Annotated in this window: 18 protein-coding genes and 4 pseudogenes; 5 read left to right on the top strand and 17 right to left on the bottom strand. The window is 60.6% G+C overall.

Annotated elements, in window-relative coordinates; all coding sequences use genetic code 11:
• Positions 1 to 19 precede the first annotated feature (19 nt).
• A complete protein-coding gene (locus ACOQFP_RS11810) occupies positions 20 to 442 on the top strand; it encodes a hypothetical protein (protein ID WP_374222385.1) in 423 nt (140 codons plus the stop codon).
• On the opposite strand, the gene ACOQFP_RS11805 is transcribed toward ACOQFP_RS11810, so the two are convergent.
• The 5 genes from ACOQFP_RS11805 to ACOQFP_RS11785 all read right to left on the bottom strand — a co-directional run bounded on the left by ACOQFP_RS11805 (position 390) and on the right by ACOQFP_RS11785 (position 5,920).
• Entirely contained in the window at positions 390 to 1,313 is a 924-nt protein-coding gene (locus ACOQFP_RS11805) for an alpha/beta fold hydrolase (RefSeq protein ID WP_027498239.1), read from the bottom strand. The genes ACOQFP_RS11810 and ACOQFP_RS11805 overlap by 53 nt on opposite strands.
• The gene (locus ACOQFP_RS11800; RefSeq protein WP_027498240.1) at positions 1,303 to 2,373 is read right to left on the bottom strand and encodes a ferredoxin--NADP reductase; all 1,071 of its coding nucleotides are present in this window, start codon (positions 2,371 to 2,373) and stop codon (positions 1,303 to 1,305) included. Before ACOQFP_RS11800 ends, ACOQFP_RS11805 begins: the two co-directional genes overlap by 11 nt.
• The gene (locus ACOQFP_RS11795; protein ID WP_027498241.1) at positions 2,370 to 3,239 is read right to left on the bottom strand and encodes an SDR family NAD(P)-dependent oxidoreductase; all 870 of its coding nucleotides are present in this window, start codon (positions 3,237 to 3,239) and stop codon (positions 2,370 to 2,372) included. The genes ACOQFP_RS11800 and ACOQFP_RS11795 overlap by 4 nt, the downstream gene beginning before the upstream one ends.
• Before the next feature lie 39 nt (positions 3,240 to 3,278).
• Positions 3,279 to 4,793, bottom strand: coding sequence for a flavin-containing monooxygenase (locus ACOQFP_RS11790; RefSeq protein WP_027498242.1), 1,515 nt, complete (start codon positions 4,791 to 4,793; stop codon positions 3,279 to 3,281).
• Positions 4,794 to 4,951: 158 nt separating this feature from the next.
• The gene (locus tag ACOQFP_RS11785; protein ID WP_027498243.1) at positions 4,952 to 5,920 is read right to left on the bottom strand and encodes an AurF N-oxygenase family protein; all 969 of its coding nucleotides are present in this window, start codon (positions 5,918 to 5,920) and stop codon (positions 4,952 to 4,954) included.
• Between the two features lie 132 nt (positions 5,921 to 6,052).
• On the opposite strand from ACOQFP_RS11785, the gene ACOQFP_RS11780 reads away from it, so the two are divergent.
• Positions 6,053 to 6,394 carry a DUF4873 domain-containing protein gene (locus tag ACOQFP_RS11780; protein ID WP_027498244.1) on the top strand — a complete coding sequence of 114 codons (342 nt, stop codon included), beginning with the start codon at positions 6,053 to 6,055 and terminating at the stop codon, positions 6,392 to 6,394.
• 215 nt (positions 6,395 to 6,609) lie between these two features.
• Here ACOQFP_RS11780 and ACOQFP_RS11775 read toward each other — a convergent pair.
• Positions 6,610 to 6,861: pseudogene (locus tag ACOQFP_RS11775) on the bottom strand (IS3 family transposase); the annotation flags it as partial.
• A gap of 29 nt (positions 6,862 to 6,890) precedes the next feature.
• Here ACOQFP_RS11775 and ACOQFP_RS11770 point away from each other — a divergent pair.
• The 3 genes and pseudogenes from ACOQFP_RS11770 to ACOQFP_RS11760 all read left to right on the top strand — a co-directional run.
• Positions 6,891 to 7,907: pseudogene (locus ACOQFP_RS11770) on the top strand (helix-turn-helix domain-containing protein); the annotation flags it as partial.
• A gap of 118 nt (positions 7,908 to 8,025) precedes the next feature.
• The gene (locus tag ACOQFP_RS11765; RefSeq protein ID WP_068052714.1) at positions 8,026 to 9,801 is read left to right on the top strand and encodes an IS481 family transposase; all 1,776 of its coding nucleotides are present in this window, start codon (positions 8,026 to 8,028) and stop codon (positions 9,799 to 9,801) included.
• Positions 9,802 to 9,864: 63 nt separating this feature from the next.
• A pseudogene (locus ACOQFP_RS11760) lies at positions 9,865 to 10,219 on the top strand (IS30 family transposase); the annotation flags it as partial.
• Between the two features lie 221 nt (positions 10,220 to 10,440).
• On the opposite strand, the pseudogene ACOQFP_RS11755 reads toward ACOQFP_RS11760, so the two are convergent.
• From ACOQFP_RS11755 to ACOQFP_RS11705, 11 genes and pseudogenes are all read right to left on the bottom strand, one after another.
• Positions 10,441 to 11,721, bottom strand: a pseudogene (locus ACOQFP_RS11755) (IS3 family transposase).
• Between the two features lie 49 nt (positions 11,722 to 11,770).
• On the bottom strand, positions 11,771 to 11,938 hold the full coding sequence (locus ACOQFP_RS11750; protein WP_155288583.1) for a hypothetical protein: 168 nt from the start codon (positions 11,936 to 11,938) through the stop codon (positions 11,771 to 11,773).
• Complete coding sequence (locus tag ACOQFP_RS11745; RefSeq protein WP_027498250.1) at positions 11,922 to 12,617, bottom strand: hypothetical protein; 696 nt, start codon at positions 12,615 to 12,617, stop codon at positions 11,922 to 11,924. The genes ACOQFP_RS11750 and ACOQFP_RS11745 overlap by 17 nt, the downstream gene beginning before the upstream one ends.
• 48 nt (positions 12,618 to 12,665) lie before the next feature.
• A complete protein-coding gene (locus ACOQFP_RS11740) occupies positions 12,666 to 13,625 on the bottom strand; it encodes an MlaD family protein (protein WP_027498251.1) in 960 nt (319 codons plus the stop codon).
• Positions 13,622 to 14,659: an MlaD family protein gene (locus ACOQFP_RS11735; RefSeq protein WP_032370850.1), complete on the bottom strand. Its 1,038-nt coding sequence runs from the start codon at positions 14,657 to 14,659 to the stop codon at positions 13,622 to 13,624. Before ACOQFP_RS11735 ends, ACOQFP_RS11740 begins: the two co-directional genes overlap by 4 nt.
• On the bottom strand, positions 14,659 to 15,708 hold the full coding sequence (locus ACOQFP_RS11730) for an MlaD family protein (RefSeq protein ID WP_027498253.1): 1,050 nt from the start codon (positions 15,706 to 15,708) through the stop codon (positions 14,659 to 14,661). Before ACOQFP_RS11730 ends, ACOQFP_RS11735 begins: the two co-directional genes overlap by 1 nt.
• Complete coding sequence (locus ACOQFP_RS11725; protein ID WP_027498254.1) at positions 15,702 to 16,697, bottom strand: MlaD family protein; 996 nt, start codon at positions 16,695 to 16,697, stop codon at positions 15,702 to 15,704. The genes ACOQFP_RS11730 and ACOQFP_RS11725 overlap by 7 nt, the downstream gene beginning before the upstream one ends.
• Positions 16,694 to 17,701, bottom strand: coding sequence for an MlaD family protein (locus tag ACOQFP_RS11720; RefSeq protein ID WP_027498255.1), 1,008 nt, complete (start codon positions 17,699 to 17,701; stop codon positions 16,694 to 16,696). Before ACOQFP_RS11720 ends, ACOQFP_RS11725 begins: the two co-directional genes overlap by 4 nt.
• A complete protein-coding gene (locus tag ACOQFP_RS11715; protein ID WP_068052708.1) occupies positions 17,698 to 18,735 on the bottom strand; it encodes an MlaD family protein in 1,038 nt (345 codons plus the stop codon). The genes ACOQFP_RS11720 and ACOQFP_RS11715 overlap by 4 nt, the downstream gene beginning before the upstream one ends.
• Positions 18,736 to 18,743: 8 nt before the next feature.
• Positions 18,744 to 19,607, bottom strand: coding sequence for an ABC transporter permease (locus ACOQFP_RS11710; RefSeq protein WP_027498257.1), 864 nt, complete (start codon positions 19,605 to 19,607; stop codon positions 18,744 to 18,746).
• A 10-nt stretch (positions 19,608 to 19,617) separates the two neighbouring features.
• On the bottom strand, positions 19,618 to 20,376 hold the full coding sequence (locus tag ACOQFP_RS11705) for an MlaE family ABC transporter permease (protein ID WP_027498258.1): 759 nt from the start codon (positions 20,374 to 20,376) through the stop codon (positions 19,618 to 19,620).
• Positions 20,377 to 20,814 lie beyond the last annotated feature (438 nt).

The raw sequence follows: 20,814 nt of genomic DNA, 5'->3' as shown, positions 1-20,814 counted from the left end.
TCGTCCGCCGGATCGCACCGTGTCGATCACATACACCGGCGGCACGACCGGAAAGCCGAAGGGAGCCATCGGAGGCTTCGGCAATGTTCACGATGACGCAGATTCAACTCTCCGGAGTGAGAATGACCGGGTTCCCCAAATTCTCGATGTGCACCCCGCTGTCGCATGCTGGGGCCGCGTTCTTCGTGCCGACCCTGACGAAAGGCGGCCCGATGATGGTGCTGCCGAAGTTTTATCCGCCGAGGTGCTGCGCACCATCGACGCAAAAAAGATCACCGTGGCGATGCCATCGATGCTGTACGCCTCGATGGACCCCTCCCAACTCGGACACGCGCGGCCTGTCGACGATCGTGGCCGTCTCACGAGCTCATGTGTGTCCGGTCGACGGTTCAAAAGCCATCGCCTACCGTGGCTGCGTCCAATCGGGCCGCTGCTTCGTTGAAATAGTTTGGTGCCTCCATGTTGATCATGTGACCGATCTGTGGCAACGCCACGAACTCATGCAACCGGCGGCGCTGCTGCAGTCGGTCGGCGAGATCAATGGAATGAACCGCGGGTGTCAACTTGTCGGCCGAGCCCACGATCACGGTCGTCGGAACCGTAAGTGAGTCGATTCCTTTGCTCACATCGATGGTGGCCAGGACCCTGCCCCACATTCCCCGAACCGCAGGGGGGCACCGCAGTACTATGTCGGAACACTCAGCCACAACGTCTGCTGGCGCGTGTGGACCCATCGTCCCGTATTTCACCAACCGTCGGTTGAAGCGAGTGTCAAGCATCTCCGGTCCCGCGGTGGCGAGCCCGGCTGCGAATGCCCGCTCCAGTGAGGCGCGGAATCGACGTGGCGACCCAATTAGCGTCGATTTACTCACCAACTGCGAGGGGCCGGTACTCGCCAAGACGGCACCACGGGATAAGACGGGCACCGACTCCGGGTGCTCGGCAGCCCAACCCATGATGGACATCCCGCCCATACTATGACCGGTCACCAATGCCTTACGATTAGACGTGACGACAGCGCGCAAGACAGCCTCGAGATCGTCGCCGAGCACCGACGAAGAGAAGGGCGCGCGACCCCGGTCGCTCCAGCCATGCCCTCGTTGGTCGTACACCACCACACGGTGTGTGGTGGCGAAGTGCTCGATCTGAGGTCTCCAGAACCGACCTTGGCAAGCCCACCCGTGGCTGAACACCAGCAGCGGCGCATCATCACCGAGCCCGTACTCCTCGACAAACAGCCTCGTGCCGTCACTGGAGAGAACCTCCCGCGACCGCCGCGACAATAGGCCAGCTTTCGAGGAGTCAGAGGTCATCGAAACTCACCGTCACAGCGTCGGTGAGCGGAAGTGCCTGGCACGCGAGTCGCTCGCCGTCCTCAATGTCGTCGTCTACGAGGATGTTGTTCTGCACCATCTCGACATCGCCATCGATGAGCTTGCACACACACGCGCTGCATGCGCCCTCTCGGCACGAGTACGGTGCATTGTGCCCTCGCGAGAGCAGCACATCGAGCAGAGGCGTGTTACGTGGCCACTCCGTGGTGATGCACTCTCCGTTCAGGTAAACCGTGGCCGTAGCTACACCCTCGTCGTCACTGAGTCGACGCAGTGTTGCGGTGTCGAACGGGTCACCCGTCAGCGACTGGAATACCTCTCGATGTACATCCGAATGATCCACTCCGCATGCGGCGGCAGAGCTTTCCACAAGATCCATGAAAGGGGAAGGCCCGCAGGTGAAAATTGCCGATCCCTTGTGTTCACGAATAATCTTTTCTACAGCCTCTGATGTGGGAATCCCGTTCTCCGACTCAAGCCAGTCAACCAAAGTGAACCGCTCGGCGAATTCAGATCTAATCTGCTCAAGCCGGCACTTGTACATGATCGAATCGGAGTCACGGTTTGCGTAGAACAGGACAACTTCCCCACTGCCCGACACCAGAGCCGACTGCACCAGCGACAGAACCGGAGTGATGCCGCTTCCGCCAGCGAAGAAGAGCAAGTCGACGTCGAGGCTCTTAGCGGTAAACTTTCCCGATGGCGTGAGGACGGTCACCTCCATGCCGATGGAAACGTTGTCACACAACCAGTTCGACGCATACCCCCCAGCGGTGCGCTTCACCCCGATCTCGAGGCGGAAGTCATCGACATGAGGCGAACTGCTCAGCGAGTAGCATCGTGCGACGTGGCCCGTCTGGTCGGACGGGATCTTCAACGTAATGAACTGCCCGGGTAGATGCTTGAAATCGTCGACGATCTCGTCAGGCACTTCGAAGGCGATGCTCACGGAGTCCTTGGTCTCCTGCACGACCTCCGACACGGTCAGCGTTCGCGATCGCGCGGTGGTGCCCGGCCGATTCTCCTGTTCGAGGGTCATTTGATGATCCCCCGCTTACGAGCCAAGGCGTAGCCCGCGCGTGTGACAGGCGCAGAGATGTCCTGGTAGCGCGGACCGACAACGCGTGCGACAAAGTCGAAGCCACGTGCGTCTGCGCCGATCAGCACTCGGGGCTTCTTCTTGTCCATTCCCTTGAGGATGGCGCACGCAGCTTTCTCCGGAGTGGTCCTGGCGATGTTGTTGAACATCGAGGCAATGGTGGCGGTATCTGCCCCCATATCGGATACACCACGAGCGTTGTTGACGATATTAGTCTTGACGCCGCCGGGGTGAACGCATGTCACCGTGACCGGATGCCGACTGATTTTCATCTCTTGCCGAAGCGCTTCGGTGAAGCCACGCACACCGAACTTCGCGGCGTTGTAAGCGCTTTGACTGGGGATCCCGACCAGACCGAAGACGCTGGAGGTGTTTACCAGATGACCATCACCAGAGGCGATCAGATAAGGCAGGAACGCCTTGGTCCCGTTGACGACACCACCGAAGTTGATGCCCATCAGCCAGTCGAAATCCTCCCAGGACATGTCGACAACGTCGGCGCCGAGGGCGACGCCGGCATTGTTGAACACCATGTTGACGCGCCCGAAAGACGACTGCACGCTCTCTGCGTAAACCTGGAACGCAGCACGATCTGCCACGTCCAACACCGCGGTCTCCACGGTCGCACGATGCGCGGTACGGCACATGTCCGCCGTCTCCTCGAGATGCACTTCGTCGACGTCGGACAAGGCAAGGCTGGCCCCGCGTTCGGCCAGTTGGAGGGCAAGGGACCGACCGATCCCTGAGGCGGCTCCCGTGACGACTGCGACCTGGGTCGCGTAATTGCCTGCTGTCGAACTACTCACTGTCGGATACTCACTTCTCGATGACCTACGGTTGGATTGTCAGGCGATCTCGTACTCGGCGGGCTCGAAGTCTTTCGTCGCTCGCCAGTACTGCCAGGTGAACCCGGGCCACACCGTACGGTTGACACCTTGCGAGTCCAGATACCAACTCGTACATCCGCCGTTGGTCCACACGCCCTTGGCGAGCTTGTGTTGGATGCTCTTGTTGAAGTGTTCTTGAACCTCGGCCCGCACATCAACACGCTCCGCACCTCGACTGTCGACGGCGTCGATGGCCTTCATGATGTACTTGATCTGCTGCTCGATCATGAACACGACAGAGTTGTGCCCAAGACCCGTGTTAGGTCCGAGCAGGAAGAACAGGTTCGGGAAGCCCTCGGTGGTGATGCCGAGGTGGGTATTGATGCCCGTCCGGTGCCAGTGCGACGGCAAGTCCTCGCCCCGAGCGCCCTTGAGCGCGAGTTGATCGAACCCGTCCGTGACATGGAACCCTGTGGCGTAAATGATCACATCCACAGGGTGTGACACGCCGTCAGGGGTGACGATCGAATCGGCAGTGATCTTTTCGATCCGATCGCTGATCACTGTCGTGTTGGGGGCGGCGAGCGCAGGGTAGTAGTCGTTCGATCCCAGGATGCGCTTGCATCCGATGCGGTAGGACGGCATCAGCTTCCGGCGTAGCTCGGGGTCGGTGATAGAACGCTCGATGTTCCATTTCGCCACCTTTTCGATTGGTCGCATAAGGTTGGAGTGGCCGTTGAGCCCGAAGGCCAGGCTCTCTGCGCCCCAGTAGACCGACCACCGAGCGAGGCGGCGAGTAATGGGGATCTTGCTGAGCAGCGTCCGAAGTACCGGCGGCACCGCGAAGTTCTTGCGTGGAAGTACCCAAGCCGGGGTTCGCTGGAAGACCGTGAGTGTGCCGGCGTCCTTCTGCACGAACGGCACGAACTGAATCGCGCTGGCACCGGTGCCAATGACGGCCACCCGCTTGCCCTGGAGATCCACCGTGTGGTCCCACTGTGCCGAATGGAACGCCTGACCGGCGAACTCGTCGATTCCGGGGATATTCGGAAAATTCGGGATGTGCAGAGCGCCGACACCGGACACGATGTACTGCGCGACGTACTCCCGGCCCGACTCGGTACGCAGGTGCCACCGAGATTCGGACTCGCTCCAGTATCCGGAGACCAACTTCTGCCCGAAGTGGATCTTCTGAGTGACACCACGCTTGTTGGAGATATCTTTCAGGTACTGCTCGATTTCGGGCTGCGAGGACCACACCTTCGACCAGCTACCGCGACTCTCGAACGAGTAGGAGTACATCAGTGACGGTACGTCGCACGCGCATCCCGGATAGGTGTTGTCGCGCCACGTCCCACCGACGGAGTCGGCCTTTTCTAGAACGATGAAATCACTGTACCCGCGTCGGCGGAGCTGGACGGCCATACCGAGGCCAGAGAAGCCGCTGCCGATGATGAGAACTTTGGTAGTGATGGGCTCGGTTATTCCCGGGTCTGTCGCCGTGGCGGCGGACTTGGCGTTGGAGGACGGCATTGTGAAAATCTCCTGATCGAATGCAGAAAACGGACCCGCACGGCGCGCCGTGACGCGTGGCAGGTGTGGGAATGTCATCCGCCCAAGCCCACGAACCGAGGAATCCGGTCGTGGGGTCGAGGAATGGGCTGTGGGACGCGCGGACCGGGCCGGGCGTGTTAGCGCAGATCGTCGGGCAGGCTGCGCGTTGCGCGCCACATCGCCATCGTGAACTTCCCCTCCATCATTCCGGCCTCGTGGAAGAATCGGATCATCGGCTCGGACATGAACTGCAAGTTGACGCGATAGTTCGGGCTCGTCTGCTGCGCCCACAGGCCGCGCAGACGGCTGATTCCGACATCGGGATATACCTTCGGATTGATGAGCAACGGGTATGCAAAGTTCGCAATGGCCGCCAACGTGCCTCTATGCCAGGCGCGCGAGATGCGTCCGCGACGCTGCATCCCTTCCACCATTTCCAGCCGCGCGAACGTGATGTGACGGGCCTCTTCGAGAACGTGGATCTTCATGAGCTGGCGCAGCTGCGGCTGCATTTTCGGGTCATTCATCGCCTCGCGCTGAGCGCGGTCGAGGATCTCCTCGATGAGCAGAGTCGCGCCGGACACGGACGGGCCGAGAGGCACAAAGTGCAAGATCTTCGCGATGCTCAAGAACCCCTTCGGCAACTTGTACGGTGCCAGGCCCGTCTTGTTGATCAGTCGGGCGAACATCGTCGAGTGACGTGCCTCGTCGCCGATCTCGTTAAGGGCGTAGAGGGACCTTTGATCTGTCAGGGCGCCTTTGGCGGATGTTCGGAGCAGCGCCGAGCTGAGCAGATTCTCCGCGTAGATACCGAAGCTGAGGATGCTGACGATTTCGTGGCGCCCGAGTTCCGCCTTTTGCTCGTCGCTCATTCTCTCCCACAGCTTGGTGCCGTAGAGCGAGACCCGATGCTCTGGCAGGTAGTACTTTCCTTCCTCCCAGGGTGAGTCCCAATCGATGTCGATCTCCGCGTCATAGAATTTTTCGGCCGCCGCCCGCAGCAGTCGGCCGGCAGATCTCTGCATGTCGACGGGCTTGCGGGCGCTGACACGCGCAGCGCCTTCCGTTGAGACGTCGGGCTTGGTCTCCACATTTTGAACGGTCATGTGACACCTCCGTTGCGTTCCGGGCCGAGCTGAGTCTCGACTTCATACCCGTACTCCGGGTACCAGATACTGATAGTGTCTGCGCCAATGCGTTCTTTTGTCAATGTTTGATGTGAAGAAAGTGAGCCTTGCGTGTCTGACGACCACGATCTCGACTACTCCGGCGAGGGCACCTTGGTGTGCCGTGGCAAGGAGATTGCTGTCGGGGTGAAGATCAAAGGCTATTTCCAGCCCCTCAACGGCTTATACACCTGGTACGGAAGGATCGACAAGAATGATGCGCTCCACGCCGCCCTCTCGGGAAGGCGCACGGTTGCCGTCTTTGCGACACCAGAGGGACGCGCCGAGTGCGTCGTGGGCGACCCTGATTTCTGGGACCGCTATCGCATCTCGGGCACGAGCAGACCGCCGTACCACATCCCCACCACGCTCGAGGAAGTTGAGTCGATAGCAGAGAGTGAACATCAGGGTTGACCGACCCGCTTTGCGCCCTGGGGCGTTCCCCAGCATCCAGTCCGATAGCGCCCAGGCGGGTGAAGCAACGCCACCAGACGGCGCGCCGTGTCAGTGAACCGTCCCGGGTTTCTTGCCGCTCCTACGCTTGCAACATCTCCGGGCGGAGAGCCGATTCTTGACTGTGGTAGGCCTTCTCGAATTCGTCTGGTGTGAGGTAGTCGAGGGTGCTGTGGGAGGCGGCGTTGGTTGAACCAGTCGACCCATCCCATCGTGGCGAACTCGACATCGTCGATGGTCTTTAGCGGGCCGTTCAGGAACGGGCCTCTCTTCGATACTCCCTCGGTCTTGAACAACCCAATTGTGCTCTCGGCCAACGCATTGTCTTACACATCCCCGACGCTGCCGATCGGTGCCGCAATCCCCTCGAGCGCAAGCGTTTCCGCGAACGCGATCGACGTGTACTGACCAGGTTCAACCGGTCGACGCAACACCTCAAGGGATGGAGGGTGTTTCGATGGGACGACCACCAGAATGGGCGGCGACGTTGACTGGGCGGGCGGTGATGAAATCTCCGGGTCGTCCGCCGGTACGCCGAGATCTCGAACGCGAGTTCTGGGCGCAGATCGCGTTGGGGTTGACCAGTGAAGACGCGGCACCGCTTGCGGCGTGTCGGGGCCGGTGGGTTCACGGTGGTTCCGTCACGCTGGAGGTATGCCGCCGATTGACTTGGCCCCGCCCACGGGGAGGTATCTGACCTTCACGAACGTGAGGAGATTGCCCTGCTTCGCGCGAACGGTATGAGCATGCGAGATATCGCAGACCAGATCGGGGCGATCACCGTCGACGATCTCGCGAGAACTCCGCCGCAACGCTGCCACCCGCGGCGGCAAGGTCGAGTACCGCACATCAGTGGCGCAATGGAAGCCGATCTTGCGGCAAGGCGACCCAAGGTAGCCAAACTCGTTGAACACGAACCTCTTCGAGAGTACGTACAGGAAGTGCTCTCGGGCGTGATCCGCGACGAAAACGGTGAGGTTGTCGGCCCGTTCGCATCGTGGAAGGGACGCAACAAGGCACGGAGAGCGGACCGACGATGGGCCAGCGCATGAGCCCGGCACAGGTCGCCAACCGCCTGCCGATCGACTTCCCGGACGACGAGTCGATGCGCATTTCCCACGAAGCGATCTACCAATCCCTCTGCATCGAAGGACGTGGAGCGCAGGATAGAGAGTTGGTGGCGTGCCTGCGCACCGGACGAGCATTGCGCGAGCCGAGGGCGCGAGCGAAGAAGCTCCGCACCGGATTCATCACCGATGACGTCACCATCGGCTCGCGGCCAGACGAAGTCGCTGATCGCAAAACGCCAGGGCATTGGGAAGGAGGTCTGATCATCGGGCTGGGCAGGTCCACAGTGGGTACGCTTGTCGAACGCACCAGCAGATTCACCACGTTGCTGCATCTGCCACGTAAGGATGGGTACGGGGATGCGCCCCCGGTGAAGAACGGGCCGGCGTTGTCCGGTTACGGATCGGAGTCGGTGACGTGTAAAGGTTCAACACATCTTTGACGGAACGTCATCGGCACATATCTGACGCTTCACCAGCTTTGGTGATCGTTGGGTGTGCCTTCCCCTCAGCCCCTCGAATCCGATGCCAACATCGCCGAACGACTCACTGTCCAGGTCCGCTTTCCGAGCAATTACCGAGGTCAACGACGGCTCACCGGTCAGCGACGTCGCCGAGCGATTCGGCGTCTCCAGACAGACCGTCACAGCGTGGCGCAAGCGATACGAAAACTCGGGTATCGACGGACTTGTCGACTCGTCGAGACGACCGCATGCGAGCCCGAACCGTATCCAGCCCGACATCGAAGCCCTCATCTGCGAGATGCGACGACATCACCGGCGGTGGGGCGCACGCCGCATCTGCTTCGAGCTAAGCAAAGAAATCGGAGACCGAACCCCATCTCGCGCGACCGTCCACCGAACGCTCGTCCGCAACGGCTTGGTCAATCATCAAGAGCAACAACATAAACGAGTCTACAAACGTTGGCAGCGCGAAGCGCCGATGCACCTATGGCAGCTCGACCTCGTCGGCGGAATGTTCCTCGTCGGCGGACGCGAGTGCAAAATGCTGACCGGAATCGACGACCACTCACGATTCATCGTGACCGCAACCGTCCTCGAGCACCCCTCCGGGAACGCAGTATGTGAAGCATTCATCGCTGCCATCCACAAGTGGGGTTCGCCGTTCGAGGTACTCACCGACAACGGGAAGCAATTCACCGGTAAACACACTCGGCCGCTGCCGGCCGAAGTGCTGTTCGAGCGAACATGCCGAGAATTCGGGATCACCGCACGACTGACCCGACGCCATTCACCCACCACAACTGGCAAGATCGAACGATTCCACAGAACCCTTCGTCGTGAATTCCTCGATGAGGCAGGCGCATTCGCCGACATCGCTGCTGCCCAAGCCGCCCTCGACGAATGGGTGCACGCCTACAACACCCTGCGGCCCCACCAGAGTCTGGACATGGCAACACCCGCGAGTTTGTTCCGTGCGCGAGCCCACCACGAGCATCACGACGGAACAACCGACAACGGCCAGTCCGATTCGTCATCAACTCTCACCGCTGCAAGCTCCAGCCTGACAACGGTGGGCCGTGAAAGAAGCAGCAGTGCAATCGAGCTCGACACCCAGGTACCACCGAGCGGCGTGACCAATGTCGCTGGAGCGCAACAATTGTGGATCGGAAGCAACCACGCCGGACGGACCGTCACCCTGTGGATCGACCTGGTCAGCATTCATGTCATCCTCGACGACACCGTGATCAAGACAGTGCGCTCGCGACTGACCCACACCGACCTCGAACGCCTCGCCATGCGCGGCACACGCCAGGGCCGACCATCTCCGGCAACAGCGGCAGTAGACACCGCAGTCCTGCCCACCAAACCGAGACCGATCGAGGTCGACCGAACCGCAGGACGAGACGGAACCGTCATCCTCGCCGGTCACCGACTTCACCTCGGAGCCGACAGAGCGGGAACACGAGTGACGCTGCGAATCGCCTCAGGGCTGATCCACGCCAGTGTCGACAACGTCCTGCTCGCGACACTGCCGAACCCGCTCGATGCCAGCCAGCTCGCGGGTCTGACCGGCGCACGGGAAGCTACGGGAACGTTGCCCGCGCCGCCGCCGGCCGGACCGCAGACCGTACAGCGACGCGTCCCGAAAGACGGCCGGGTCATGGTGACCGGTCAGCTGCTCAAGGTCGGCCGTACCCATGCCGGAACCATCGTGACTGTCGTGGTCGAAGACAACTACTTTCGGGTCCTCGACGGAACCACCGAGCTCGGCGTCTACGCGCGAACCTCAACCAAAGCCATTCGGAACTTCAACGCCCACCGCCCCAGAAGCGGGTAACGATGTGTCGATGACAATCGGTCAAAGATGTCCTGGGCCCATACATGTCAGTCGGTCTGCGATGCACTCCAGGCTGCGATGACACCGCTGCCGGAGCACCTGCGCAGATCGGTGACCTGGGACCGCGGCGGAGCTTGCACGTCATGCGGAGTTGACCGCAGAAACCGGGATCCGTGTGTACTTCTGCGACCCGTACAGCCCCTGGCAGCAGGGAACGAACGAAAACACCAATGGATTGTTGCGACAATACTTTCCGAAGGGAACCGATCTCGCTCGATACCGTCGAAGTGACGTTCAGGCCGTGACGGATGCACTCAACAACCGCCCGCGCAAAACACTTGGGTGGCGAACCCCAGCGGAAGTGCTTGCAGAGCAGATGAACTCGGCTTCACGGCACTGTGTTGCGACGACAGGTTAAATCCGCCCTGACTGCCGGCATCGCTGTGATGGATGAGCCCTGAGCCGACGCGGTGTCCACCGTGATCTCGTCGCCGCAACGCCGTCTTCAGCGCCGTGGTGACCATCGCTGTGTCTTCGACCGTCGGCACGGCGAGGAGGCCTGCAAAATCCCGACATTCCCGATTCTGTCGGTGTTCGACCACTCGCAAACTGTGATCCGTCCCGGCATTTCCGGAGGGCTCACTGCGTGAGTGCCTCCTCCGGATTGAGGGTGCGCGTGCGATCGTAGTGGAGTTGCTCGGCGTGGTCGGGCGTGAGGTCGTGGCAGTAGCTGTGGGGGCGTTCGCGGTTGTAGAACGCGACCCACTGTGCGGTGGCCAACGACAATTCCGCGGCACCGGGGAAGCGAGGGCCGTTGTCGACGAGCTCATTCTTGTAGTCGGCGTTCACCGATTCGGCAAGGGCATTGTCGTAACTGTCGCCGACCGTTCCGATCGACGCCGCGATGCCCTCCTGCGCCAAACGCTGCCCGAATGCGATCGCCGTGTACTGGGATCCAGCGCCACTGTGGTGGATCAGATTACTCAAAGCAGTTACACCAGAACGTTTTCGGGAATCAATCGCGTTAGTGATGGCGGTGTCGACGAGGCTGGTGGTCATCTCCGATGCGACCTTCCACCCGACGATCTTCCGGGCGAACACATCGACGACGAACGCCGTGAACGCCCACCCCGACATCGTGCGGCATTAGGTGAAATCGGCGACCCACAGCCGGTTCGGTGCCACCGCGGTGAACCGGCGCTTCACCAGATCCTCGGCCCGCGGGTGGGTCGGATCGGCGACGGTGGTGCGGACCCGCTTTCTTTTTGAGCGCACCGTGCCACCTCATTTCCCGCATCAGTCGTTCGACGGTACATCGAGCTACCTCGATACCGCTGCTGCGCAACATAATCCAGGTCTTCCGCGAACCGAGAACCCGTGCGAGCGGTTGCCGCGTCCGGAGCATGTGAATGGCATCGATGACATGTGCATCGGACAGTATTCGGGCACACGGCACCCGAGTGACATGGTCGTAGTACGTGGACGGGGCGATGTGCATACCGTGCTCGGAGAGCACCGTGCACATCGAGTCGACACCCCAGACAAGACCATCGGCACCCACCCGGTTTCCCTGGTGAGTGCCGATGAAGTCCACAATTATCGGTGTGGCCGGTCGATTTCGGCCGCGAAAAAAGCTGACGCCGCCTTGAGTATCCCGTTGGCCCGTTTGAGTTCGGCGTTCTCCTGACGCAACTTCCTGATGACCTCGGCGTCGGCACGTAACTCGACAGTGCTGCCCGGGCCGTCGACGGGTACCTTCCGAACCCACTGACGAACGGTCTCAGCGGCGCCCACACCGAGCAAATCCGCGGTCTTGCGCATCGCCGCCCACTCGGTATCGCCCTGCGCCACCAACCGAGCCACCATGTCGACGGCATCCTTCTTCAACTCCGCCGAGTACCGCTTCGATCCTGCTGCCATGAGGTTTCATCTTTCCCTGAGACGAACCCTCCGGAAACACCGGGACGGATCACTGACCCGATCGAGGGGGCACCCGCCACCCGAAGAGATCACCCAACTCCTCACCGGCGTCGACCCCGCCGACATCTGCGACCGCGTCGAAGAATGAGTACCGTCCTGCATCTTGCTCTTCGTGGAACTCCTTCTGCGGAGCAGCCGTCTCATTCAGCTGGGCCATAGTCCTGAATCTGCCAGCCCTGGGCGGTTTTCGTCACGACCACCTTCAACAATGTCGGCAGTTCACTCGGTTGTGGATTCTGCACGTTCTGCGTCTTCTGGCTCGCGAAGACCATCACCGTGTATTCTCCGTCGGCGTCACCGGTTTCACCGGTGACGCTGGTGGCCAGAACGCGTCCCGACGCCTGCACCTGGGCCTGCTGGATAATCTGGGTCAGCGTCGGCCGAACCTCGTCGTACCGCTTGACTAGAGCCTCACCCGCGTCCTCTTTGACTGCCGCGAAAAAGGCGTCGGTGTTCTGGTAGCTGTAGGTCAGGGATCTGGTCGTGTAATCCGAGGCGGCCTTCGCCGCGGCGGCCCGTTGCGCGGCGTCGTTTTCCAATACCGACTTCGCTTCGTCGGCCTCGAGGTAGAGGTAGGCGAACACGCCGGCCAGCACAGCGAGCACCACGATCACGGCCGAAACCACCACGGCACGTGATCGCGGCGATGCTGACCAGCGGTGCCCACCTGGCGAGGGGGGGTCGACGTCGCTGTCTCCAGCCCCAGCCGTGGCTACGGCGGACGCGGCTGGGGCGTTTTCGTCCATCAGTAGATCGCCATCCGGCGTCGCTGCGGCCGCGCTGTCCTCGACTTCAGTGGGCTCGGGGTGCGGTTTCGTTCGGTCGTCATTTGTCATGTGGGACCTTCTGTGTAATAACGGTGACAGTCGCTTGCGGACGGGGCGTCACCGTAGTGGCGGCGACACGGTGACGGGGACCTCGGCGCGACCTGGTCGCGACGCCGGGAAAGTCCGGCCGAGGAGGTCGCCGATCGACCCGAAGTCGACGTATGTGTCGGCAACTTTCTCGGTCGCCGGTTTCACCGCCCGGGTGATCGTCAGCAGATCCGGCTGCAGGATCTGAATATAGCCGTTGAGCTTTTCCACAAGCTTCAACACGGGAGGCCACTTGTCGTACGAGGTGGTTGTGAACCTGATGAACGCCCGTTGAATCCGCGCCAGCCCGTTCACGGCGTCAGGGGTGCGTACAGATGCCGTACTGAGGACGTCCCCGGCATCGGCCAAGAGGCCGAGCAGGAACTCGGCGTTGTCTGCGGTCACCCGGACGGACCCATCTTTGCCGACGAAATCGACTACACGGTGCATCATGTCGCCGATCGTGTCGAGGTCGTCCTGCCGTCCGGCGACGGCCTCGGCGACGGTCTTGTTGATGGACTCGATCGATTCCGGGTCGAGCCCATCTGCCACTGCAGCCAACTTTGGCAACACCTGGGGAACCGATTGCGACACGTGCACCGCGTCCGCGGGCACCACGTCTCCGTTATCGAAGTACCCACCGGTTGCCGTGCCCGCGGGCACGAAGTTGATGTACTGTTCCCCCGCGAGCGACAGATTCTGGATAGACATCTCGCTGTCCTGGGGGATCTTGTGGTCGGAATCAATCGTCATCTCGACCTTAATTGCCGAATCCGCGACGTTGATCGAGGACACCTTTCCGACGGGTACCCCCCGCACCATCACCGGCGATGTGTCCAGCAGACCGCCTGAGCTGTCGATGATGGCGGTTAAGGAGTACTCGGAGCGGGTGGGGTTGATGTGTGCCACGCCGACGACGAGGTAGCCGAGCCCTACGACGAACACGACGGCGAGAGCCAGTATCGATATGAGCGTGCTGCTGCGGTTCACGGCATCATTCCGATTGATCTCAACACGGTTATGAAGGATTCGGCGTCACGCCGCGCTAGGTCCCGACCATCGATGGAGATGTCCGAGAGGTTAATGTCGGGCGACCGCACGAATGGAATGAGTTTGTCGCGGATGACGCTCGTTGCCTGCTCCGTGACGGACTTCGAGTAGATGTCGGAGTTGGCGATCGAATCGATCACCGGGGCGATCCCGGCCACTGACTCCTTTATCCGTAAGTACTCCGGATCCACGATCCTGCCCGCGGACACTGCGAAATCACGCAAGTTGGCGATGAGTAACGCGACCTCGATCAGGGAGTAGCCGAGGCCAGAAAAGTTGCGTCCGCCCTTGGTCAGCATCCGGTCGATTCCCGACGGATCGTCCAAGATCACTTTCAGAGTCTGATCCGCCGACCTCAACACTACGTCGAGTTTGTCGGTATTCGAGGAGACCTCCGAGACGGTCTCCAGCGTTGTCTGGTATAGGGCGTCGAATTGCTGCAAGTCCTTGGGGAACGTGGTGTTCAATGTCGAGATCGCGGTGTGGATCTTGTCGAGCTCACCGCCCCCGAGGACATTCGACATCCCGCGCATGACGTCCTCGACATTTGCTGCCGGCTCGGTCCGTGCCAACGGGATCACCGAACCCGACCGCAGCAAGGCACCCGTCGACGGCTCGGCTGGGGGAAGGATGGCAACGTAGATCTCACCAAGGAGAGTGTCCTGACGCAGCTCAGCCCGCGATTCCCCCGGCAGCTGAGTCGTGTTGTCGATGCGAGCTTTCACGACCGCATGCCCGTTCTCGTACGTGACATCTTCGACGAACCCGACGCTGATTCCCCCCGAGAGAACTTTTGCGAGGGCAGGCAAGTTGAGTGCGCTGGTGAACTCCATCTGGATGTCGTAACCGTCCGCGTCGGAGGTCGCTATCGTCGGCGGATTGTCGGCGTTGATCCCACACGATGTCACGAAAACTATCGTTGCCATCAGTGCGACCACCATGGGTCCGAGGCATGCGCGATTGACCGAGATCATCAGGCCCCTCCCCCCATCATCCCTGCGATCGTCCTCGATACATCGCTGGACCCGCAGACTCCGTTTGCCACCGGCGCGGCGCAGCCACCGACCAGGCTTCGCAAAGGCAGCGACACTGCGAACGCCTGCACAATTGACTTGGCATCGGGGTGTTTCACGATGAGGTCTGCCGTGCGGGCTGCGATCGCTACCACCATGTCCGGCTGCTCTCCCATGTCGGCGATGAGCGGAACGGCAGCATCACCGATCGCGAATATCGGGGGACCGAAATCTGTTGCGAACCTCGAGAGGATCGGAACGAACGTCCCCGCGTACTCGACTGCCGAGCCGAAGGTCTGGCCGAACGCGATGATGACCTCGATGGCACCTACGAAGTTGTCGAAGAGGGCGGTCACCTCTTTGTCGTTCTCGGTTGCCACCCCCGTCAGTGCGGCGAGGTTCCCGACGATGCTGCGAATCTGCATATCCCGCTTTGCCGGGTCGTCGATGAGCGTGGCTGAGTCCTTGATGATCCCGGCCACGTCACCCTGCGTTCCTTCTAGATTGCGGGAGACGAGCTCGAGGGACTGCAAGATCGCGTCGGTGTTCCTGCCGTTGTCCTTGACCAGGTCCTCGGACAAGTTGCTGATCGAGTCGAGCGTCTGACTGATTCCCAGCGGGGTTCTCGTCTTACTCAACGGAATGCACTGATCCGTCTCGTATCGGGCTCCATCAGAGTACGGCTTGGTGAACTCGATTTGACGTTCGGTCACGATGGATGTCGACACCAGAGTCGCGCCGACGTCGGCGGGCAGCGGAACGCTCTTGTCGATCCGCATGTCGATCCTTACACCGGACTGATCACTATTCTGGTGCACCCCGACGACGCTGCCTATCTTCTTGCCGAGCATGGCTACTGTGTTGCCTTCGAAGAGGCCCGATGCGTCGGTGAACTCGGCACACAGGGAGCGCGTGTCGTCGGACACCCTCCCCCCTATTTCCACACTAGCGACCACCACAACCACCACGGCGATCAGGAGCAACAGTCTTCGGATCCATGTAGTCAACATTTGTCGTCACCACTCGGAATGCACACACGAACCTCTGGTTCTGTGGTAGTCGACGCACCGACCGGCGCCTGGAGGAGGACGCCGAGGCGCTGAGTGATCTGATCAACCTGGGCCAGGGCATCGGAGTAGCCTGGCAGCTCTGACGACACCTTGTCGAGGAGCGTCTTGTATTGTTGGACAGACGGTTCGATTCCATCGCTGTAAGCCACGAGCGGCCTCGTGAGAAGTTTGAACAGACGACTGAGAAGGTCGAACCCGCCGCGGACGTTATCGATATCAGGTCCCAGCGTACTGGCAAGGAAGCTGAGTTGACGGAGAAAGTCGACCAGCACCTGTTTTTGATCGGCGAAAGCGTTGACGTATTCATCGGATAGAGCGACCGCTTTGTCGAGCTGACCGTACTGTCGCTCTAAGAGTTCCATCAAACTGCTGGTGTTCCTCAGTGCGTCGGGAATGTTTGTGTTGCCGTCGGAGAACGCATTCTGCAGCAGCGACGCAGTCTGACGGAGATCGACGCCCTTTACATCGCGGAACACCGGCGTCGTCGTCTCGAGCGTGTCCGAAATGTCGTAAGTACTCGATGTCTGAACAAGGGGGATCGCCCCCGACAGCGAGGTCGGTCCTGACCCTGGGTCCAGATCGAGAACTCGCCCGCCGATCGGCGTGATCAGGCGAACCGCTGCGGTGGCATCCGAACGGACTGGCACTGAGTCGTCGAGTCGAAATTCGACTGTGATAAACGTTCCCGCGAGGTCCACCGACGACACCGTTCCCTGTCTTATCCCCGCTATACGCACCTGATCACCCGACTCCAGCCCTCCGGTGTTGACCAGTTGAGCCGAGTACACCTTTTGGCCGGGCGGTGCGATATACACGGTCCCGGCGATTACCAGACCGACCACCACGGTCACCACCACCACAGCGGCGACGATGAGGTCGCGTCTGCGTTCGGACTGGTGATGCGGTCGATTTCGACTGAACAACCTCACTTACACACCACCAATCGTTGCCCCATAAGCGCAATCGTGGCTGTATCCGGCAGGGGCAGAAGGCCTTTCGAACATCGTGCCTCACTCGGCGTGGAATTCGTCGAAGCGTTCAGCGAGTCCATAAGGGGCTTGAGCAGTACCGCGCCATTCAGCAGCCCCTCCAACTCCCCGGGTTCTCGCGCCAGACGCTGATAGATCGTCGCGAAACTCTGGTCGTACGTTGAGTCAAGTTGCTCCCCGGCGATGACAGTTTTCTCCATGGACCGGTTGACCTCGCCCAGCGACTCCCGCAACCGGTCACTCACGCGGCTGAAGGCGTCGACGATCGATCCCAGCTGGTCGACGAGTTCGACCAGCTGCGCCGAGCGGCCTTCGAGTTGGTCGGAGACCTGGCCGAGACTCGTCACGATATTCGTGATGATCTCAGACCGCTGGTCCCCGTAGGCGGTGATGTTGGCGACCTGCTCCAGAACAGGCGATATACCCCTCCCATCACCTTGAGCAACGCGCAACAAGTTGGACTGCAGTTCATTGATCTCGTCGGCGTTAAGCGTGTCGAACACCGGCTTGAACCCGTTGAACAAGGTGGACACATCAAATGAGGGAACGGTCTTGTCGAGTGCCACCTGTGTGAGCGCCGCCCCCTGTGTCTTTCCCTGTGCCGCACCGATCAATTCGACATATCGCTGTCCGAGGAGATTCTGATAACGCACGGCGGCGGTGGTGCTCGACGTGATCGCGACGTCGTTGTTCAGTTGGAAATGAACGACCGCGGTGGGCCCTTTCAGGCCGATCGCCGTCACATAACCGACCTTTACTCCCGCCAAACGCACACCGTCGCGAGGCTTGAGCCCAGATGCATCGGAGAAGACCGCAGACCGTTCAGAACTCGCTCCGTCCGAGCTGGGTTCGAGGATGGCGATGATCACGTAGGTGAGAACGCCGATGACTGCGGCGAACGCGACGATCTTGACGATGGTGGGAATTAACGACTTGAGCTTCATCTTCTTGGTCCTCCTGCTGCAAGCGCGCTCTGCAGCGCAGGTGACGTCTGCACTACCAGGGCGACCTGAAGTTGTACTCGCTCGCCGACTTGCGGCGTGGCGTTGTCGATGCTGTCCAGGATCTGCGGGATGGTGTAAATGGTCTGCGCGAGTCCCGATGCCGATCTGGCGACCGGCCTCGCCAGATCGAGGCCGACGTCCAGTACCGAACTCAACGCCGGGTAGTTTTCGCTCAACAGTCCTCCCAGTCCCCCGAACAGAACCGCGCCGGTGCTGTTGAGGTTGCCTGTGGCCTGATTGATGGCCTCGTCGGTGGCGAAGAAGTCAGCGACGTCGACGTTTATGAGGATGCCCGGAACGAACGGCGTCATGAAGTCGGCAACGCCCTGGGACAGGTCTGCCGCGATCGCCAAATCCTGGCCCACTGGCCGCTGTTGAACGTCCCGAGTGAGCTGCGCGATCTGGAACATGAGCTGGCCGGCATCGGCAAACGTTTGGGAATCATCGACGACAAACTTCACCACAGAATTGAACGCCGGCTGATCGAGAGCATCGACCAGCTTCGAGAGTTTTCGAATCAGGGTCGATACCGAAGTGTGTTCGGACTGCAGCTTGCTCACATAGACGCTGCCGCCATCACGGATGAGGACTCCCCGCCCGGGGTCGACAATCTCCAGTGCCGTCGGCCCCAGCGCGCTGGCGGACGTGTAATTCACGGCCATGCCCTGACGCAACCGGATGTCGTCGTTCACTCCGGTGAGCTCGATTTTCACATTTACACTTTGGTCGCGCCCCGACACCGAGGACACCTTGCCCACCGTGAAGCCCCGATACTTCACCTCCGATCCGCCCTTCAACCCGTCACCAACCGCGTCGGTGGTGATCGTCACTGTCGTGTTGTCTTCATATTTTCCGGTCGCGTTGCCCGCCAGAAGATAGCCGGCAACCGTCACTACGACGAGAACCCCGATCCCGCGCAGGGTCAAGTTCGCCAGTGAGGGCGCGCGTCCTGATGGATCTTGAAATACAGCCACTTGAACTCCTAGCCCGAAATCTTGACGCCCGAATCGAAACCCCACATCAACAGGGTTAAGATCATGTCCTCCACGACGATGATGATGAGACTGCTGCGGATCGCTCGACCAGACGCGCGGCCGACGCCTTCTGCTCCGCCGCTGGCGTAGTAACCCTGGTAGCTGTGGATGATGACGACCGACACCACGAAAACGAGGACCTTGATTACTGAGAACGCCAAATCCTGCGGTTTGAGGAACGCATCGAAATAGAAGTCATAGGTGCCACCCGACTGGCCGTGTAAAAGGATGACGACCAGCTTGGCCGCGCCGAAACTGAGTATCAGCGTTACGATGTAGAGGGGGATGATGGTAGTGATCGCCGCGACCACACGCGTGCTGACGATGTACGGAATCGGCCGCACCGCCATCGACTCGAGCGCATCGATCTCTTCGGCGATACGCATCGAACCTATTTCCGCAGTGAGGCGACAGCCGGCCTGGGCTGCGAAACCGATCGCGGCGATCATCGGTGCCAACTCTCGAGTGTTGGCGTATGACGAAATGAATCCCGTAAGAGACCCCATCCCGACCAGGTCTAGCGAGGCGTAGCCCTGGATGCCGATGGACGCCCCGACAGCCATTCCGAGAATCACAAGCACGATCGCGGTACCCCCGCCGACCAGTACAGCGCCTCGTCCCCAGGCAAACTCCTGTATGAATAAAAACGTCTGTCGTCGATAGGTGGTTGCGACGTGCCGAATTCCGGCGACGGTGTCGATGGTGAATGTTGTAATGTGCCCGAGCTGCGCGGGGACCTCAGCGAGGGGTGTCACAGCACGCACGATCGGACGAGTAACAAAACTATAACGGGTGGATGGTACTGCGGTCACGTGTTCTCCGTCATCCGATGGTCTGCGGGACGAACATGATGGTCAGTTGGGTGATGAACACGTTGATGACGAAGCACGCCACTACCCCTAGGACCACGGTGGCGTTGACAGATGTGGCCACACCTTTGGGGCCACCTTTCGTGGACAGGCCCCGATGACACGCGATTGTCACGACCACGAGACCGAACACCACTGACTTGATCAGCGCTACAAGGATGTCCGCCGATGATGCGAACGATGCGAACGATGCGACGTAGCTCCCCGGCGTGATGCCCTGGACGTTGACGCTAAGGATGTAGCCGGCCACGAGACCGGTAAACACGATGAGCATGCATAACATCGGAGCGACGATGAGAACCGCGACGAATCGAGGTGCGACGAGTCGACGTGTCGAATTTAGTCCGAGCGTCTCCATGGCATCGATTTCTTCACGGACGGTGCGTGCGCCAAGGTCAGAGGCGATGGCCGACCCTGCCGCACCACCGAGCAGGAGCGCGGTGACGATCGGTGCCCCCTGCTGAATGATCCCGAGTCCACCGGCGGCTCCGGCGATAGATGTGGCCCCGACCTGCTGGGTTAGACTTCCGACCTGCACCGAGACGATAACGCCGAACGGGATCGCGACCAGGATCGCTGGCAACGTCGTTACGGTGATGACGAACCACGTCTGTGTGACAAACTCCCGAAACGGAAACCGTCCGGTGACAATATCGCGCACGGCCCACCGCAATGCCTGGCCGGCGAGGGCAATCGAATTTCCAAAGGTCACAAGACTGGCTGTCGCTCGACCAGCAATTTCTGTATAGATACCGGTCTCTCCTCTTCTGTCTGCGCAGCTCGTCGCGATAAGGTGTTCGCACAGTATCAGGTACGTGCAGTACCTGGTACATGGTTTCGGGTAATCCCCGTCGGATTAATCACCTGAGAGGTTGGCGTGTCCCCAAGTGAACGGAGCCATCTCGATTTAGAGCCTTGACCCGGATCGAGCCGGGAGCGATCTTCCACTCCGAACTTGCCGTATGTACCTCGCGGGCTTACCGGGCTTACCGGGCTCTCGTGAGCTCTCTGAATCACCCTAGGTTTTGTGCCGCCTCCAGTTGGTGCTGATCCTCGGTGCCGAGGCCAGAGTAGTGGAGCGTTTCGTATTCGATCGGGGGCATCTGGCCGATGCTCGAATGCAACCGTCTGTGGTTGTACCACTCGACCC

Source organism: Rhodococcus sp. MALMAid1271 (genome assembly GCF_049195265.1).
GTDB lineage: Bacteria > Actinomycetota > Actinomycetes > Mycobacteriales > Mycobacteriaceae > Rhodococcoides.
This window is presented reverse-complemented; position numbering and strand designations above follow the sequence as displayed.

Bases quoted from the DNA above. Each gene is read 5' to 3' on its own strand.
- ACOQFP_RS11805 (WP_027498239.1), bottom strand. From the start codon at position 1,313: ATGACCTCTGACTCCTCGAAAGCTGGCCTATTGTCGCGGCGGTCGCGG.
- ACOQFP_RS11800 (WP_027498240.1), bottom strand. From the start codon at position 2,373: ATGACCCTCGAACAGGAGAATCGGCCGGGCACCACCGCGCGATCGCGA.
- ACOQFP_RS11790 (WP_027498242.1), bottom strand. From the start codon at position 4,793: ATGCCGTCCTCCAACGCCAAGTCCGCCGCCACGGCGACAGACCCGGGA.
- ACOQFP_RS11785 (WP_027498243.1), bottom strand. From the start codon at position 5,920: ATGACCGTTCAAAATGTGGAGACCAAGCCCGACGTCTCAACGGAAGGC.
- ACOQFP_RS11765 (WP_068052714.1), top strand. From the start codon at position 8,026: ATGCCAACATCGCCGAACGACTCACTGTCCAGGTCCGCTTTCCGAGCA.
- ACOQFP_RS11750 (WP_155288583.1), bottom strand. From the start codon at position 11,938: ATGGCCCAGCTGAATGAGACGGCTGCTCCGCAGAAGGAGTTCCACGAA.
- ACOQFP_RS11745 (WP_027498250.1), bottom strand. From the start codon at position 12,617: ATGACAAATGACGACCGAACGAAACCGCACCCCGAGCCCACTGAAGTC.
- ACOQFP_RS11735 (WP_032370850.1), bottom strand. From the start codon at position 14,659: ATGATCTCGGTCAATCGCGCATGCCTCGGACCCATGGTGGTCGCACTG.
- ACOQFP_RS11730 (WP_027498253.1), bottom strand. From the start codon at position 15,708: ATGTTGACTACATGGATCCGAAGACTGTTGCTCCTGATCGCCGTGGTG.
- ACOQFP_RS11720 (WP_027498255.1), bottom strand. From the start codon at position 17,701: ATGAAGCTCAAGTCGTTAATTCCCACCATCGTCAAGATCGTCGCGTTC.